General features: G+C 56.9%; 23 protein-coding genes. 8 read left to right on the forward strand and 15 right to left on the reverse strand.

The window, feature by feature from the left end; genetic code table 11:
• Position 1: 1 nt before the first annotated feature.
• From ACTG2J_RS02925 to ACTG2J_RS02990, 14 genes are all read right to left on the reverse strand, one after another.
• Positions 2–487 (reverse strand): hypothetical protein, encoded by a 486-nt coding sequence (locus ACTG2J_RS02925; protein WP_439997165.1) that lies wholly within the window; start codon positions 485–487, stop codon positions 2–4.
• An 80-nt stretch (positions 488–567) separates the two neighbouring features.
• Entirely contained in the window at positions 568–2,931 is a 2,364-nt protein-coding gene (locus ACTG2J_RS02930) for a replication endonuclease (protein ID WP_439997167.1), read from the reverse strand.
• Positions 2,928–3,185 (reverse strand): hypothetical protein, encoded by a 258-nt coding sequence (locus tag ACTG2J_RS02935; RefSeq protein ID WP_439997168.1) that lies wholly within the window; start codon positions 3,183–3,185, stop codon positions 2,928–2,930. The genes ACTG2J_RS02930 and ACTG2J_RS02935 overlap by 4 nt, the downstream gene beginning before the upstream one ends.
• A complete protein-coding gene (locus ACTG2J_RS02940; RefSeq protein ID WP_439997169.1) occupies positions 3,182–3,466 on the reverse strand; it encodes a hypothetical protein in 285 nt (94 codons plus the stop codon). The genes ACTG2J_RS02935 and ACTG2J_RS02940 overlap by 4 nt, the downstream gene beginning before the upstream one ends.
• Complete coding sequence (locus tag ACTG2J_RS02945; RefSeq protein ID WP_439997170.1) at positions 3,463–3,777, reverse strand: hypothetical protein; 315 nt, start codon at positions 3,775–3,777, stop codon at positions 3,463–3,465. Before ACTG2J_RS02945 ends, ACTG2J_RS02940 begins: the two co-directional genes overlap by 4 nt.
• The gene (locus tag ACTG2J_RS02950) at positions 3,774–4,310 is read right to left on the reverse strand and encodes a hypothetical protein (RefSeq protein WP_439997171.1); all 537 of its coding nucleotides are present in this window, start codon (positions 4,308–4,310) and stop codon (positions 3,774–3,776) included. The genes ACTG2J_RS02945 and ACTG2J_RS02950 overlap by 4 nt, the downstream gene beginning before the upstream one ends.
• Entirely contained in the window at positions 4,307–4,516 is a 210-nt protein-coding gene (locus ACTG2J_RS02955; RefSeq protein WP_019838929.1) for a hypothetical protein, read from the reverse strand. Before ACTG2J_RS02955 ends, ACTG2J_RS02950 begins: the two co-directional genes overlap by 4 nt.
• Positions 4,513–4,686: a hypothetical protein gene (locus ACTG2J_RS02960; RefSeq protein WP_368227663.1), complete on the reverse strand. Its 174-nt coding sequence runs from the start codon at positions 4,684–4,686 to the stop codon at positions 4,513–4,515. Before ACTG2J_RS02960 ends, ACTG2J_RS02955 begins: the two co-directional genes overlap by 4 nt.
• A 2-nt stretch (positions 4,687–4,688) precedes the next feature.
• Entirely contained in the window at positions 4,689–4,952 is a 264-nt protein-coding gene (locus tag ACTG2J_RS02965; RefSeq protein ID WP_439997173.1) for a helix-turn-helix domain-containing protein, read from the reverse strand.
• A gap of 1 nt (position 4,953) precedes the next feature.
• Complete coding sequence (locus tag ACTG2J_RS02970; RefSeq protein WP_128830362.1) at positions 4,954–5,142, reverse strand: hypothetical protein; 189 nt, start codon at positions 5,140–5,142, stop codon at positions 4,954–4,956.
• A 67-nt stretch (positions 5,143–5,209) separates the two neighbouring features.
• Complete coding sequence (locus tag ACTG2J_RS02975; protein WP_439997175.1) at positions 5,210–5,668, reverse strand: hypothetical protein; 459 nt, start codon at positions 5,666–5,668, stop codon at positions 5,210–5,212.
• 10 nt (positions 5,669–5,678) lie between these two features.
• Positions 5,679–6,191 carry a phage regulatory CII family protein gene (locus ACTG2J_RS02980; RefSeq protein WP_439997176.1) on the reverse strand — a complete coding sequence of 171 codons (513 nt, stop codon included), beginning with the start codon at positions 6,189–6,191 and terminating at the stop codon, positions 5,679–5,681.
• A 48-nt stretch (positions 6,192–6,239) separates the two neighbouring features.
• Positions 6,240–6,449 (reverse strand): Cro/Cl family transcriptional regulator, encoded by a 210-nt coding sequence (locus ACTG2J_RS02985; protein WP_323896410.1) that lies wholly within the window; start codon positions 6,447–6,449, stop codon positions 6,240–6,242.
• 10 nt (positions 6,450–6,459) lie between these two features.
• Positions 6,460–6,654 (reverse strand): Cro/CI family transcriptional regulator, encoded by a 195-nt coding sequence (locus ACTG2J_RS02990; protein ID WP_439997177.1) that lies wholly within the window; start codon positions 6,652–6,654, stop codon positions 6,460–6,462.
• Between the two features lie 121 nt (positions 6,655–6,775).
• Between ACTG2J_RS02990 and ACTG2J_RS02995 the strand changes: the two genes are divergently transcribed.
• The 7 genes from ACTG2J_RS02995 (at position 6,776) to ACTG2J_RS03025 (ending at position 10,881) form a co-directional block, all read left to right on the forward strand.
• On the forward strand, positions 6,776–7,459 hold the full coding sequence (locus ACTG2J_RS02995) for a LexA family protein (protein WP_439997178.1): 684 nt from the start codon (positions 6,776–6,778) through the stop codon (positions 7,457–7,459).
• Positions 7,460–7,468: 9 nt separating this feature from the next.
• Complete coding sequence (locus tag ACTG2J_RS03000; RefSeq protein WP_439997179.1) at positions 7,469–7,711, forward strand: hypothetical protein; 243 nt, start codon at positions 7,469–7,471, stop codon at positions 7,709–7,711.
• The gene (gene yidD / locus ACTG2J_RS03005) at positions 7,711–7,917 is read left to right on the forward strand and encodes a membrane protein insertion efficiency factor YidD (RefSeq protein ID WP_439997181.1); all 207 of its coding nucleotides are present in this window, start codon (positions 7,711–7,713) and stop codon (positions 7,915–7,917) included. The genes ACTG2J_RS03000 and yidD overlap by 1 nt, the downstream gene beginning before the upstream one ends.
• 16 nt (positions 7,918–7,933) lie before the next feature.
• Complete coding sequence (locus tag ACTG2J_RS03010; RefSeq protein ID WP_439997183.1) at positions 7,934–8,416, forward strand: hypothetical protein; 483 nt, start codon at positions 7,934–7,936, stop codon at positions 8,414–8,416.
• A gap of 57 nt (positions 8,417–8,473) precedes the next feature.
• Positions 8,474–9,529: a phage integrase gene (locus ACTG2J_RS03015; RefSeq protein WP_323896417.1), complete on the forward strand. Its 1,056-nt coding sequence runs from the start codon at positions 8,474–8,476 to the stop codon at positions 9,527–9,529.
• Positions 9,530–9,594: 65 nt separating this feature from the next.
• Positions 9,595–10,527, forward strand: a complete 933-nt coding sequence (nhaR, locus tag ACTG2J_RS03020) for a transcriptional activator NhaR (RefSeq protein WP_005340434.1) — start codon at positions 9,595–9,597, stop codon at positions 10,525–10,527.
• Positions 10,528–10,578: 51 nt separating this feature from the next.
• Positions 10,579–10,881 carry an ArsR/SmtB family transcription factor gene (locus ACTG2J_RS03025; protein WP_013724128.1) on the forward strand — a complete coding sequence of 101 codons (303 nt, stop codon included), beginning with the start codon at positions 10,579–10,581 and terminating at the stop codon, positions 10,879–10,881.
• Positions 10,882–10,930: 49 nt separating this feature from the next.
• Here the strand turns inward: ACTG2J_RS03025 and rpsT are convergent, their stop codons facing one another.
• Positions 10,931–11,194: a 30S ribosomal protein S20 gene (gene rpsT, locus ACTG2J_RS03030; RefSeq protein WP_005308808.1), complete on the reverse strand. Its 264-nt coding sequence runs from the start codon at positions 11,192–11,194 to the stop codon at positions 10,931–10,933.
• A 191-nt stretch (positions 11,195–11,385) separates the two neighbouring features.
• Between rpsT and murJ the strand changes: the two genes are divergently transcribed.
• Positions 11,386–12,948 (forward strand): murein biosynthesis integral membrane protein MurJ, encoded by a 1,563-nt coding sequence (murJ, locus tag ACTG2J_RS03035; RefSeq protein ID WP_005348927.1) that lies wholly within the window; start codon positions 11,386–11,388, stop codon positions 12,946–12,948.
• Positions 12,949–13,063 lie beyond the last annotated feature (115 nt).

The following is a 13,063-nucleotide window of genomic DNA, read 5'->3' on the forward strand; positions in this document are numbered from 1 at the left end:
GTTACTCTCCTGCTTCGATTTGACGATGGTCAGCCACTACCTGGTGCAGGGTTGGCTGGTATGTTTTGTTGAGATGTTCGGCGGCGCCCGGGTTGGCTCGGTCGATGGGGCTGCCCGGTGCGATAAAGAGGGTGCGGCCAGTGACGGCGCAGCGGATGGTGCCGCTCTGGTCGATGGCCACTGGGGTGAGCCCGTCCACGATATGGCGGCGGCCAACAGTGCGGCCATCGGCTGATCGCACCGGCACAGTGGGTCGGTTGGTGCTGGCCTGAAACGGGTTCGGTACCTCGTCGGCGATGGCCGGCAGAGCCAGCTGCGCGGGGCGAGGGTGCCGGCGGCGTAGGATGGCGCAGGCTATGGACTGCTGTTTGCCCTTGAGCATCCCCACCCACTGACTGATCTCGTTGGCTGGCCAGCGCTGCTGGAGAATGCAGGTCACCCGATTATCCAGGCGGCGGTACTCTTCGCGGCTTACTGTGGTTTTCATCACGTTATCCCCGTTATATGTGGAGCTCTGTTCGCTATGTGTGGAGCTCATGCCGTTATATGTGGAGCTATGCGAAACCATCACGCTCGCAGGCATGATGCTTCCCACTCCTGTTCGCTGTAGTCGTTCTGTTCTTGCAGCCACTCCGGTGTGTCCAGCTTCTCCAGTTCTGCCCACATGTGTGACTGGTAGGGCTCCGGCAGCATCTCGATCCAGCGGAACGCCCCGGCATGGCCCTGTGCCTGGTAAACCTTGCCGCACAGCTCAACCAGCATCGGCCAGTCCTCATCGCCTTCCGGCAGCGCGTACTCATCCGGCTGGCCCTGTTCGGCTGGCCGCTGGCCCTCTGGCTGCCAATCCGGCTCGCTCGGGATCGCTCGGCCCGATTGCACCTGACCGTTCTCAAGCCAGAGGCTGAAACCGTCCACGCTGACGCTGGCGCCTGAGCGCAAACGACCTATGGAGAAGGGCGATAAACCCCATTGCTCTGCCATTAACTGATCCGCAAACGCCTCTGGATCCGGCTGCGTACAGTTATTGTCAGAGCTCCAAGGAGCCGGGCTGTCGCCCGACTGAACTGCAACACCTAAACCCACACCCACACCGGCAGCCCCTGCGGCTTTGGCGGCCTCATAGGTGCCTGCTGGTACCACTTCCCATCCTTGCAGGCGGGTCTTGATACCCAAGTGCGCGGAGTGCAGCCCCATCAGGCGTTTGATGTCTTCGCCGTAGCTGTTGGCCTGCTCCTCGATGAGGTGGGCCAGCTTGATGGGGTGCTCGGCACGGGTAGCCAGTGCGCCGCCCATGGCTTCGATGTAGCAACGAAAGATGGCGTTATCGGCGGCATATCGGGCCGCCTCAAAGCGCGGGTCTTGCAACACCGGCTTGGGTGGCCCCACCAGTTCGCCATTCTTCTTGGCGTTGCTGATGCGGCGCAGCTCGCGCCAGATGCCTACAGGCGCACCGCCGATCTGTTGAAAGGTGCGGATCCCCCACCAACTGGCCCACGCGCAGGCATGCTGGGCGCCTTGGTCAGCCTTGGTTCCCGCCTCGTCATCACCATCCACATGCTCACCGTCGATGTTCTTGGCGATATAGGCAGCGATGTAGCCGGTGGCATCGCCCTTGGATGGATCGATTTCCTTCCAATCGAAACGCGGAGTGAAGTCGGTGAATGGAGCGCCCTGATTACTACGCTCCAGCTCCTGCCGATCATCGGTCAGGGCATAACGCTGCAGGGTGTCGATCACCCCATTCCGGTCGCATTTGCGCATAAATAGCAGCATGTGCCAGTGCGGGGTTCCGTCATGGTGCGGCTCGCAAACTCGGAAGCCATAGACAGGCATCCCCCAGCGCTTCATATATGAGCGGGCACGGCTCCACAGCTTGCCCAAATAGGCGCAAGTTTCGCGCGGGGTGGCGCCCTGGTACTTGTCGTTTTCGATGGTTTTGCCATTGCTGGCGGTCTTCCAGGCGTGAAAGCGGCTCGGGGCTGTCCAGGTGAAGAACACCCCGACGTGCCCCTGGTCTTCGGCGTAATCTTCAAAGCCGCGCATGCGGGTCATCATTTCGGCGCGGCGGTTGACCGGGTTGGAGACGCTGGCCTCCCAGCAATCCTTCATCGATATCACCAGATCGTGCTGGCTGTTCATCACTTCCGACTCGGCCAGCCAGCGCATCATGGCCCGCTTGCGCTCGCGCACCACTTTCATGGTGGCGTTCGAGACGTAGGCAGAGACGCCCTTGCGTACCTTGCCCAGCAGAATGGCGATGTGCTCCTGCAGCCGATCCCAGCAGCGGTTTACCCGCTTTTCCCACCACTTGGCAGAGAGCAGGCGCACCATCACGCTCAGGATCCAGTTATTCCGCGCCTCGATGGTTTTGAAGTCCGGCATCTTGCCGATGAATGCCCACTGGTCGGCAGGCTGCTTGATGGCTTCCCATGTCGCCATCAGATCCCCTTCACCTTTGGTGGTGCTCTGCTCGATGTTTTTCCAGATGGCCGCGGTCTGGTTGGCGAACTGGTGAGCGACCCGCTTGCGGCCGTCATCATCGCGCAGCTGCTGGGCATCGACCGGCAGCGCCATCACCAGAGAGCGAACCCATTTCACCCTCTCCCGTAACCAGATGTTGGCGCTGCGGCAATTGCGGGCGGTGCCATCTTTGCGGCGGCGCACGTACTGCTTGAACAGCACCTGGGTAAACTGCGGGGGTAGGCCATCGAGCAGTTGCACAGCCCAGACCAGATCGTATTCACCAGGAGCGCCGACAAAGGCGGCCTCCAGCTTGGTGCCCGGCATCGAGTTGGCGAGCGCATCGATGCGCGACCGCAGGGCCTTTTTAGACAGCGGTAGCTGGTTGCGCTTTGGCGTTGGTAGGCGAGAGATGGCAAAACCAAGTTGGCCAGCCTCGGCGGCTGGCCCTTTGTCGTTCTGGTTGGTCATTGGAGATTGTTACCCGACAGTTCTTTGATGTTGCTTCTGCAGGACGCCAGCGCTCTGCTGGCATGATTCATCATCTTCCTGGCTGCGGCGCACTGGCGCAGGGTCAGGGTGATGCTGTTATGCGGACGCGGGGAGAAACGGCGCATCTCCAGCAGGTTGCGCTGGTAGTAGCGCAGGCGGGCGGCGTCATCAAGCATGGTTTCGCGCCACTTATCGACGCGGGTTTGCAGCTCGGAGATCAGGTGGTAGCTCATGCACGGCCCTCCCGATCAAGCCGCAGATCTACCAACTCCTGCCGTTCAATCGCGATGGTCTCTGATGCCTCTTGGTATGCGGTGCGCGCCTCTCTGCATTCAAACAGCAGGCGCTGGCGGGCCCAACGCGGGCAGGGATGATTTTCCCGCCGCATGGTGACGAGCAGGGACTGGTACTGGCAAAGCGTTCTCAGTGAGACCTCGGCAATGTCTGACATGGTTGCAATGTCAGCCTTGATTTCAGCTTCAAGCGTGAGGCGTTCCGGTTTGATGGCGCTCATTTGATGGTCTCCCCAAGTCCGTGGAGCGGTTCGCATTCGGCCCACCACTCGGCGATCTCTTTGGCCAGTGCCAGCTCGGCACTGGCGACGGCCAGCCAATACACGGCGCGGATGGCCCCCAGAGCCAGCAGCTCCTTGGTCACTTGGCGGTTGCGCATGACATCGCTACCAGCGCTGATGAATTCGCCCTGGGCAACTTCCCAGTGCTTGGTCAGCTGGCTTACCGGCGCAGGAGCTTGCAGATGCGCAGGGCCTGCTTCGCAGTTGCCCAGCTCATCAATTGGCGGCTCAAGTTCAAACAGGTCGCTCATGCTGCACCCCCTACAACAGTGCAGCCGTTCACAGGTGACCAGCTTGAGATGGGGACTTGCAGGCCCAGCTTGTTTTGATCTCGCTCGCCGCGAAGCAGTAGGAGCGCTTGTTCATTGCAGTTTTCACAGCCGCACCACTGGCCTCCGCACTGGCAGAACTCTTGCTCGCCGTGCTTCTCTCTGGAGTAGATAGAGAGGCGCAGGCAGTCCTGACACAGCACAAAGAAGCTAATGCGGATAACGCTCAGGCGATTAGGGCGGATCGGCTCATTGGCCACTGGCTTGTTAAACACGGTTTCATCAGGGCCAGAGGCTATATCAACGCCAATAAAGAACGGGTTATCCATAAACGGCAGCAGGTCATCAACCGGCTCCTGAGCGGCATCGTCTTGCGGCTGAAATACCAGCCGCTCCTCTTCGAGATCCCACGTAAAACCGCTTCGCCCCTCAGCGAACAGCCATTCATCCGCAGCCTGTGGGTTTGCGGCCGCGAACTCGTTAAACAAGCGAAGGAACATCAGGTCTTGGCTCATTCCTCATCCCCCATCACGGAGTCGTCATCGAGTAGATCTGCAGGGCGGCTGGTTACGACCAGTTGCACCTGGATGTACTCATCCCCCGAGTAGAGATCGCCCAGGGCGATCCGGTTTTCCTGTTCGCCACTGGCCAACAGCTCGGTTAGCAGCGGCAGCACGGCTAGCTCGGCGCGCTTGGCGATATGGATTGCATCGATGCTCATGCCACCCCCTCGATGATTCGGATAGAGCCAGAGGTCAGGCGCTCCATACGGGCATACCCGTTCTGTCCTCGCAGCCAAGTTGTGCCGCAGTTGGTGTAACCCTGTTGCACCAGATAGGCGCTGGCGGCCTTGATGTTTGGAACGGTGTGGCGAGTGATAACGGCGGCCATGGTTATGCCCCCTGTTGCCAGTTGGCATTGATGCCAGTCATCAGCCAGCCCGTGTACTGGGTCAGCCCTGGGTGGTTGGCGATCAGCAGAAGCAGGCCACCGCCGATCTCGCGGTATCCCAGCTCGTAGTTCTTGAGCGTGGTGGGCGGAATGCCCAGCAGGTCGGCAAACTTCGGGCGGCTCAGGTTCAGCTGCTCCCGCAACTGGCGCAGGCGCTTGGCGGCGCGGTGGTTCAGCAGATTGATCTCGGTCATAGGCGCGTTCATGTCAGGCTCCTTGTGAAGTGGTGCAGGGGGTGATGCAACTGAACAGGGAGGCCCATGCCAGCGCAGTGGAGCGCTCGATAAGCGCCACACCGTCCGGATGTTGGCTAAGACGGGAGCCATAACGGCCCGCAAGCTTACGTTGTTGAATGCGAAGGTTGCGCATAGCGCAGGGGATCGCTAAAGTTTGCATGTCGATTCTTCCTATGGATTGATTACTGAAGGCCCGCTTGGAGTTACCGCTCCGTTAAGCGGGCTTTTTATTGCCCGATCGCTCGCGGGCCTTGTTGGCTGATCGCGATGCCCGCCGCAATGGCGCGCCGTTGTTGCAGCCGTGCTGCCCGTTCCTTTTTCAGTCTTTCGATATCTCCTGTTGGGGTGGTCACCGGTGCCGGATGCCATACCTTGCTGTCACAGCCGCAGCGAAACTCCCCCTGATAATCCAGCTCCAGCACGGCCAGGCGGATCGCCTCGCGCTGCGCATGGGGCAGGGCTGACAGGGTTGCGGTCATCAGTTGGCCGCGTGGCTGGCGGGCGATGGTGCAGATGGCCGCTTTTTTGGCGGCGCTGATGGCCAGCCAGTCTGTGTCCAGACTGCTGCGGGTCTTGCCGAACATCTCGCGCAGCAGCATGCAGCCCGCGGTGTTCATGGCCACTTGCTCTGTTGGCGTCAGGCCAGCCAGATTGCGTTCTTCATGGTTGATGTGTTGCTGTTGCATGGGTTTCCCCTTACATGGTCATGGTTTGCATCAGGAGGTCTGATGCGCAGGCGACAGTCGGCACAGCCTGAAAGCGGGCTTCGATGTCGTGGATAAGCAGTGCCAACGACCCCATTGCAGAGGTAGCCACACTGACGATGGTGTTGCGTTCTGTGCGCGACACACGTCCCCGCTCGGCCAGCTCCAGCGCCCGCTGGCCAATGCTGGCCACCTTGGCATTGAGGTCGATTGCTTGATGGGGGAGGGATGGCGCCCGTTCCGCTGATGGGATGGCGATGGCGGTCAGCCCGCATTCCATCAGCATGCCGTCGATCAGGGTTTCGTCCCCTTCGGTGGCGTGGTACAGCGCGATAAGATCGATGGCTGTCGGTTTGTGGTTTTCGCATGCCTGGTTGAGCTTGTTGTGTAGCACGCCGCTTTTCATGCCGAGGGTGCGTTCCAACTGGCTGATGTTATGCCTCTCCTTGAAACGCTCGCAGGCACTGACAAAGTGGCCGTGTGAATTTTCGGGCTTATTTGACACTCTGATTCCTCTCCAAAGTTCGCTATGGTTAGCTGGCTGCCAGGCAACTCAACGTGAAACCAGCGCCTCTTTTTGGCACTGCTCGCGCAGTGCTTCGAGATTGATGATCACCTTCTGACGCCGACCGGTTTTTGGCAGGGTTGGCAAACGGCCATCTTCAAGCAGGGTCTGGACGTAGTCTTCGCTGAACCCGGCCAGCTCGGCGAACTTCTCTTTTGAACAAACCGGAAAGGTATAAACAGTGATGTTTGGCGTCATGGCGATGCCCTTACTGTGCGTTGTTATCAGGGGTTGGCTTGATGGGATCGGCCTTCAACTTGCCGCCGGTCAGAACCTCAATCTGGTAGGCGCGTCCTTGTGGGATGGTTTCTCCCCATTGGGAAATTGCTGCTTCTGAAATGTTCAGCTTCTTCGCCAGCTCAGCCGCTGACCCGAAGTAGTTGATGGCATCTGCTTTTTTCATATACACCTCTCAAACCTTAAGTTTCAATGATGGCAATCCTAACTTAGGGTTTAATCATAAGCAAGCTTAAGGTTTGAATTATTTAACCTTAAGGTTTGGTCTCGAAAGTTAAGCTAGATTAATGCACATCTCAGATCGAATACTCAGTAGAAGAACTGCTCTCGGCCTTTCCAAAACCGCACTAGCCAAGGCGATTGGCATAAGCGGTGTTTCGGTAGGTAAATGGGAATCAGGGCTGAACCAGCCAAAAGGCCGCTATCTCAACGACTTAGCGGCTGCGCTTGGCGTGTCTGTCGATTGGCTGCTGACCGGCAAAGAAGAAGGCAGCACTGGCGTGGCGGAGTCTCCGTTCCCTGGTTACCGCAACGTAGAGCCTGCGGTCATCCCGCAGGGTGGACGAGTACCGATCCTCAGCTATGTGCAGGCAGGCAACTGGCGGGAGATATGCGAACAGGCCACGGGCTTTGATGGCAATGTGGAGTATGTGACGGCCAGTGTGGACATCGGCCCCCGTGGTTTTGGTCTCTGGTTGCGTGGCAACTCGATGGCACCGCAATTCAACGAAGGTGATTTGGTGATCGTTGACCCTGACGAACAGCCACGCCCGGGTGATTTCGTGGTGGCTAAAAACGGCAGTGACGAGGCCACCTTCAAAAAGTACAGGCCTCGTGGCATCGATGAGCACGGGCAAGAGGTGTTTGAGCTGGTTCCCCTCAACGACGATTACCCGCCCATGTATTCCGACCGGCAGCATATCGAGATCATCGGCGTGATGGTTGAACACCGTATTTTTAGAAAACGATAAGGACGCGTTATGTACACCTATAAAATGATCCAAGTGCCCCCAACTATTGCCATCACTGGCAAAGATAACGCTCAAGGCGCGGCGGCAAGTTATTTACAACACACGGTAAACGCTCAGGCCGTAGATGGTTGGGAGTTTCAGCGAGTAGATTCTTTTGCAGTTGATGTTCAACCTGGTTGCTTTGGTGCCTTGTCTGGTAAGAAAGCAGGCGTCACCTCTTATTATGTCATCACGTTCCGCAAGCCCGTCTAATGCTTGTTTGTTTAAGTATTCGAGCGATTTATTTTTACCGAGCTGTTGCACCTAAGTCACTTCGCAGCAGTTGTCGCTTCAATCCTTCTTGTTCTGAATATGCACTGCTAGCCTTACGCAAATATGGATTTTTAGTTGGCTGGCGGATGACTCTTAACAGAATTTATCGCTGCCAGCCACCTGGTGGTGGCGATGATTTTCCATAGACTGACTGGATACGTTATGAAATCTCACGTCAACTTATCTCTTCTTACCATGTTGCTGCCTTTCTTCCTCACTGGCTGCGGCGATGAGGTACGGCCAAGCATTGCCGCAGATGCTCCGCTATCAACGATGTTTGTTTCTGATGGCTTCACCATTTCAGAGAAACCCGCTTCATCTATTTACTTCGGTAAAGATGATGAAAATTACTGTGATTTAACTGTGCCGAAGGAAAATTTCAACACCGGATTTTCAATACAGTCACAATCAAAAAGCGACCTTTCTATAAATGTAAGCTGTACTTGGGATAAAAAAAGCTATGTGCTTTCCGCTAAGCACCCCACATATATCTCATTAGATGTTACCTCTGTCACTACAGATAAAGCAGACGTAAACGTATCGTTAAAAGTTATAGATACTGCCTCTCTTAGCGAATTTATAGAATTCAAAAATGTTTCTCTAAAAATTGTTAATCCTGATGACCTTAAAAAGTTATTGAATTGATAATGTCTTTAGACAGGATATTCATCCTATAGATGCACTCTCGCTACCTATTTACCAATGACCGTCCGAAAACTTGACGATGGCAAGCCCAAGCTCTGGCTTGCCGAGGTCTATCCCCAAGGCCGTGAAGGACCCCGCAAACGCAAGCGCTTCGCCACCAAAGGCGAAGCCTTGGCATGGGAGCGCTTCACCCTGGATGAGCATCAGGCCAAGCCCTGGCTAGGGCAAGAGGTGAAAGAGCATCGCACCTTGCAAGATCTTATCGATCTCTGGTTCAAGCTGCATGGTCAGACCCTTAAGCGTCAGCAGGTCAGGCTGGCCAAGTTGCAGATCATCTGCAACGGCATGGGAAACCCGAAGGCGATCGACGTCACCCCTAAAATGTGGGCTCATTACCGCGCCAAGCGAATGGCGGGTGAAATCGACAACGGTTGGAATGTTGGAGCAAAAAAGGCCATCACGGCGCGAACGGTTAATCAGGAACTGGCCTTCCTAAAGGCGGTGTTTGGTGAGCTGATCCGCTTGGGTGAATGGCTGCACCCGCACCCATTGCAGACCGCCGCCGCAGTAAAGACCCCCGATCCAGAGATGACCTTTCTGCAGCAGTGGCAGATCGCCGATCTGCTCTCGGCGGCGCAGCGATACCCTAACCCTGATTTGGCGCTCATTATAAAAATCTGTCTGGCGACCGGCGCGCGCTGGCGTGAGGCGGAATCATTGACCACATCGCAGGTCACCCCGTACCGCATCACTTATACAAACACCAAGGGCAACAAAAACCGGACGGTGCCGATCAGCAAAGCGCTTTATGATGAGCTGCTGACGGGTAACAAGAGCGGCCAGCTGTTTCAGCCCTGCTATCTGGACTTCGGCAGGGCACTGAAAACAACCGGCATTGAATTGCCTGATGGCCAGCTGACCCATGTCTTGCGTCACTCGTTCGCCAGCCACTTCATGATGAATGGCGGAAATATCTTGGTTCTACAAAAGATACTGGGCCATGCGAACATTCGTGACACGATGCGTTATGCCCACTTTGCCCCCGACCATTTGGAAGAGGCCGCCCGATTAAACCCGTTGGAGATGTGGCGGCAAAATGGCGGCACAGCTTAGGATTATTCGCCTTTATTGCCCCTTATTCCCCGTTGATAGCCTGAAAATCAAGGGATTCAGCCGTTATGTCACACCTTAACTACAACCATCTCTACTATTTCTGGATGACTCAGAAGAAGGGCTCCGTTACCCAGGCAGCAGAAGCCCTTTTTTTGACCCCGCAAACCGTCACCGGTCAGATCAAGCTGCTGGAGCAGCGCCTCGGGGGCAAGCTGCTCAAACGCAAGGGGCGCTCTCTTGAGGCGACCGAGCTGGGTCAGCTGGTGTTTCGTTATGCCGACAAGATGTTCAGCCTCTCCTACGAGATGCTCGATATCGTCAACTACCGCAAGGAGAGCCAGATCCTGTTCGACGTCGGCATCGCCGATGCCCTCTCCAAGCGCCTTGCCAGCCGCGTGCTGCTCTCTGTCATCCCCAATGATGGCTCCATCCACCTGCGCTGCTTCGAATCGACCCACGAACTACTGCTGGAGCAGCTGAGCGAGCACAAGCTCGATATGATCCTCTCCGACTGCCCGGTAGATTCCAGCCAGCATGCTGGATTGCTCTCCAAACGGCTGGGCGGCTGTGGCGTCAGCTTCTTCTGCAAGGCGCCATTGCCCGAAAAGCCATTTCCCGCCTGTCTGGAGGAGCGCAAGCTGTTGATCCCCGGTCGCCGTACTGCCATGGGGCGTCAGCTGACCCAGTGGTTCGAGCAGCAGGGGGTTTCTCCCAGCATTCTTGGCGAGTTTGATGATGCCGCCTTGATGAAGGCGTTTGGCTTCTTCAATCAGGGCATCTTCATGGCTCCCACCATCTATCGGGAGGAGATCCTTGAGGGGGAGGGGGTGATGCTGATCGGGGAAACCCAGGATCTGATGGAGGAGTATTACGTCATCTTCGCCGAGCGAATGATCCAGCATCCGGCGGTGAAGCGGGTCTGCGAGAGCGATTTTACCTTTCTCTTTTCCGGCCAGGAGAACTTCTCCGCCATCCAGCCGGCCACCCTGTCGTTTTAAAACGACCCGTCACCACGTATCATCGGCGATCAGTGGTAGAGGAGAGATATGATGCAACTTGAAGAGATGGAAGCCAATGCGAGTAAAGCGGTGGCCTTGCTCAAGGCGCTGGCCAACGAACGGCGGCTGTTTATTCTGTGCCAGTTGCTGGAGCGCGAACTGTCGGTGGGGGAGCTCAACGAGCGATTGGGATTGAGTCAGTCGGCCTTGTCACAGCATCTTGCGCTGCTGCGGCGGGATGAGCTGGTGACAACGCGCAAAGAGGCCCAGACGGTCTACTATTCGCTGCGCAGCCATGAGGTGCGTGAAATGATCAGTTTGCTGCATCGACTTTATTGCAGCGCAGATAAATAAAAAACCGGCACTAAGGCCGGTTTTTTCAGCTTTGATCAGCAGAAGCTGATTAAGCCATAGCTTTGATCTGGGCAGACAGGCGGCTCTTGTGACGAGCAGCTTTGTTCTTGTGGATCAGGCCTTTGGTCGCCATACGATCCATGATCGGCTGAGCAACAGCGAAAGCGGCAGTCGCAGCAGCTTTGTCGCCAGAGGCGATAGCAGCAATGACTTTCTTCAGGTAGGTACGGGTCATGGAACGACGGCTGGCGTTGTGCTGACGGCGTTTTTCTGACTGAAGAGCGCGCTTCTTAGCAGATTTGATGTTAGCCAAGGTAAAACTCCTAAAACTGTCTTAGCGAGTGTATTGAAAAGGCCCGGAAATATGCCCTTCCAACCACATATTGTCAAATGATTTGTGCAAATAAACACCGCCTCCCGGTGGTGTGTCAGTAGGGAGACGGTTAAACTGTCGGCCGATTCTAGCAGCATTCTTTTCATTCTGACAGTTCCAGAGGCCTCGTCTTGAGTAAGAAATTGATCAAATCCGGCATGATAGTGTCCGGAATGACGCTGGCATCCCGAGTAATGGGCTTGGTTCGCGATGTGGTTATCGCAAATCTGCTCGGTGCCGGGGTGGCCGCCGACGTCTTCTTTTTTGCCAATCGCATTCCCAACTTTCTGCGTCGCCTGTTCGCCGAAGGTGCCTTCAACCAGGCCTTTGTTCCCGTGATGACGGAGTACAAGAAAAATGGCGACGAGGGGGAAGTGCGTGAATTGCTGGCCGCAGTGGCGGGCACGCTGGGGGGGATAGTGACTGTGGTCACCCTGCTCGGTGTGCTGGGGTCTGGTGTGCTGACCGCGCTGTTTGGCTGGGGCTGGTTCTGGGACTGGCTGCATGGCGGCCCTGCGGCCGAGAAGTTCGAGCTCGCCAGTCTGATGCTCAAAATCACCTTCCCTTACCTCTGGTTTATCACTTTTACCGCCATGGCGGGGGCCATCCTCAACACCTTCGGCCGCTTTGCAGTCTCGTCGTTTACGCCGGTGTTTCTCAACATCACCATGATTGCGGCGGCCTGGTGGATTGCGCCGCTGATGGACAAACCTGAGATCTCGCTGGCGATTGGTGTCTTTTTGGGCGGTTTGGTGCAGTTTTTGTTCCAGTACCCCTTTTTGCGCCAAATCAACATGCTGGTATGGCCCAAGTGGGGATGGAATCACCCTGGGGTGGTGAAGATCCGCACACTGATGATCCCAGCCCTGTTCGGGGTCTCGGTCAGCCAGATCAACCTGCTGGTCAACACTATGCTGGCTTCTTTCCTCGCGACCGGTGCCATCAGCTATCTTTACTACTCGGATCGCCTGCTGGAGTTCCCCCTCGGGCTGTTTGCGGTAGCCATCAGTACCGTGATCCTGCCTGCGCTGGCTAAGAAGCATGTGGATGCCGATCCGGCGGACTTCTCCCGCACCATGGATTGGGGGGTGCGGATGGTGATGCTGCTCGGCCTGCCCGCCATGATAGGCATTGCGGTGATGCGCGAGCCCATTTTGCGGGTGCTGTTCATGCGCGGCGAGTTCGGCCTGCATGAAGTGAGCATGTCGAGCGCGAGCCTGCTGGCCTCCACTACCGGTCTGCTCTCCCTGATGCTGATCAAGGTACTGGCACCCGGTTACTACGCCCGTCAGGACACCAAAACTCCGGTGCGGATCGGGGTGATGTCGATGATTGCCAACATGGTCTGCAACCTCATCTTCATCTACCCGCTCGGTTACGTGGGGCTGGCGCTCTCGACCGCCTGCTCGGGCACTCTGAATGCGGCCTTGCTGTTCAAGGGGTTGTACCAGCAGAGCGTCTATCGTCCCTCCCGCCATACTGGCGTATTCTGCCTCAAGCTGCTGGTCGCCAGCGTGCTGATGGGCGGCGTGCTCGCCTATCTGTCGCCGGATCTGGCCCAGTGGGGCGCATGGAGCATGGGTAAGGCCAGTTTGCAGCTGACCATGCTGCTGTCGCTGGGGGCTGCGGTCTATGCCGTGGTGTTGCTGCTGCTGGGCATTCGGCCGCGTCACCTTAAATCGGGGCAGCAGTAGCCGTGATCCTGCGGTGTCATGGGGATAGTGTCTCATGGCGCCGCCAAGGGGCGGGATTGGGCCCGGATAGTTGAAATCAGGCTATGAGGGCTGACCCTGCCTGCTGCCTGATATA

The organism is Aeromonas sp. 6P (assembly GCF_051919525.1).
Lineage (GTDB): Bacteria > Pseudomonadota > Gammaproteobacteria > Enterobacterales > Aeromonadaceae > Aeromonas > Aeromonas veronii.

What these genes read in the sequence shown, in the direction of transcription:
- ACTG2J_RS02935 (WP_439997168.1), bottom strand. Translation starts at nt 3,185, where the DNA reads ATGAGCTACCACCTGATCTCCGAGCTGCAAACCCGCGTCGATAAGTGG.
- yidD (WP_439997181.1), top strand. Translation starts at nt 7,711, where the DNA reads ATGCTTGTTTGTTTAAGTATTCGAGCGATTTATTTTTACCGAGCTGTT.
- ACTG2J_RS02965 (WP_439997173.1), bottom strand. Translation starts at nt 4,952, where the DNA reads ATGAACGCGCCTATGACCGAGATCAATCTGCTGAACCACCGCGCCGCC.
- ACTG2J_RS02960 (WP_368227663.1), bottom strand. Translation starts at nt 4,686, where the DNA reads ATGGCCGCCGTTATCACTCGCCACACCGTTCCAAACATCAAGGCCGCC.
- ACTG2J_RS03000 (WP_439997179.1), top strand. Translation starts at nt 7,469, where the DNA reads ATGTACACCTATAAAATGATCCAAGTGCCCCCAACTATTGCCATCACT.
- ACTG2J_RS02975 (WP_439997175.1), bottom strand. Translation starts at nt 5,668, where the DNA reads ATGCAACAGCAACACATCAACCATGAAGAACGCAATCTGGCTGGCCTG.
- ACTG2J_RS02955 (WP_019838929.1), bottom strand. Translation starts at nt 4,516, where the DNA reads ATGAGCATCGATGCAATCCATATCGCCAAGCGCGCCGAGCTAGCCGTG.
- ACTG2J_RS02925 (WP_439997165.1), bottom strand. Translation starts at nt 487, where the DNA reads ATGAAAACCACAGTAAGCCGCGAAGAGTACCGCCGCCTGGATAATCGG.
- ACTG2J_RS02995 (WP_439997178.1), top strand. Translation starts at nt 6,776, where the DNA reads ATGCACATCTCAGATCGAATACTCAGTAGAAGAACTGCTCTCGGCCTT.
- ACTG2J_RS02970 (WP_128830362.1), bottom strand. Translation starts at nt 5,142, where the DNA reads ATGCAAACTTTAGCGATCCCCTGCGCTATGCGCAACCTTCGCATTCAA.
- ACTG2J_RS02985 (WP_323896410.1), bottom strand. Translation starts at nt 6,449, where the DNA reads ATGACGCCAAACATCACTGTTTATACCTTTCCGGTTTGTTCAAAAGAG.
- ACTG2J_RS02940 (WP_439997169.1), bottom strand. Translation starts at nt 3,466, where the DNA reads ATGAGCGCCATCAAACCGGAACGCCTCACGCTTGAAGCTGAAATCAAG.
- ACTG2J_RS03025 (WP_013724128.1), top strand. Translation starts at nt 10,579, where the DNA reads ATGCAACTTGAAGAGATGGAAGCCAATGCGAGTAAAGCGGTGGCCTTG.
- ACTG2J_RS02950 (WP_439997171.1), bottom strand. Translation starts at nt 4,310, where the DNA reads ATGAGCCAAGACCTGATGTTCCTTCGCTTGTTTAACGAGTTCGCGGCC.
- nhaR (WP_005340434.1), top strand. Translation starts at nt 9,595, where the DNA reads ATGTCACACCTTAACTACAACCATCTCTACTATTTCTGGATGACTCAG.
- ACTG2J_RS02945 (WP_439997170.1), bottom strand. Translation starts at nt 3,777, where the DNA reads ATGAGCGACCTGTTTGAACTTGAGCCGCCAATTGATGAGCTGGGCAAC.
- ACTG2J_RS03015 (WP_323896417.1), top strand. Translation starts at nt 8,474, where the DNA reads ATGACCGTCCGAAAACTTGACGATGGCAAGCCCAAGCTCTGGCTTGCC.
- ACTG2J_RS02990 (WP_439997177.1), bottom strand. Translation starts at nt 6,654, where the DNA reads ATGAAAAAAGCAGATGCCATCAACTACTTCGGGTCAGCGGCTGAGCTG.
- ACTG2J_RS03010 (WP_439997183.1), top strand. Translation starts at nt 7,934, where the DNA reads ATGAAATCTCACGTCAACTTATCTCTTCTTACCATGTTGCTGCCTTTC.
- ACTG2J_RS02930 (WP_439997167.1), bottom strand. Translation starts at nt 2,931, where the DNA reads ATGACCAACCAGAACGACAAAGGGCCAGCCGCCGAGGCTGGCCAACTT.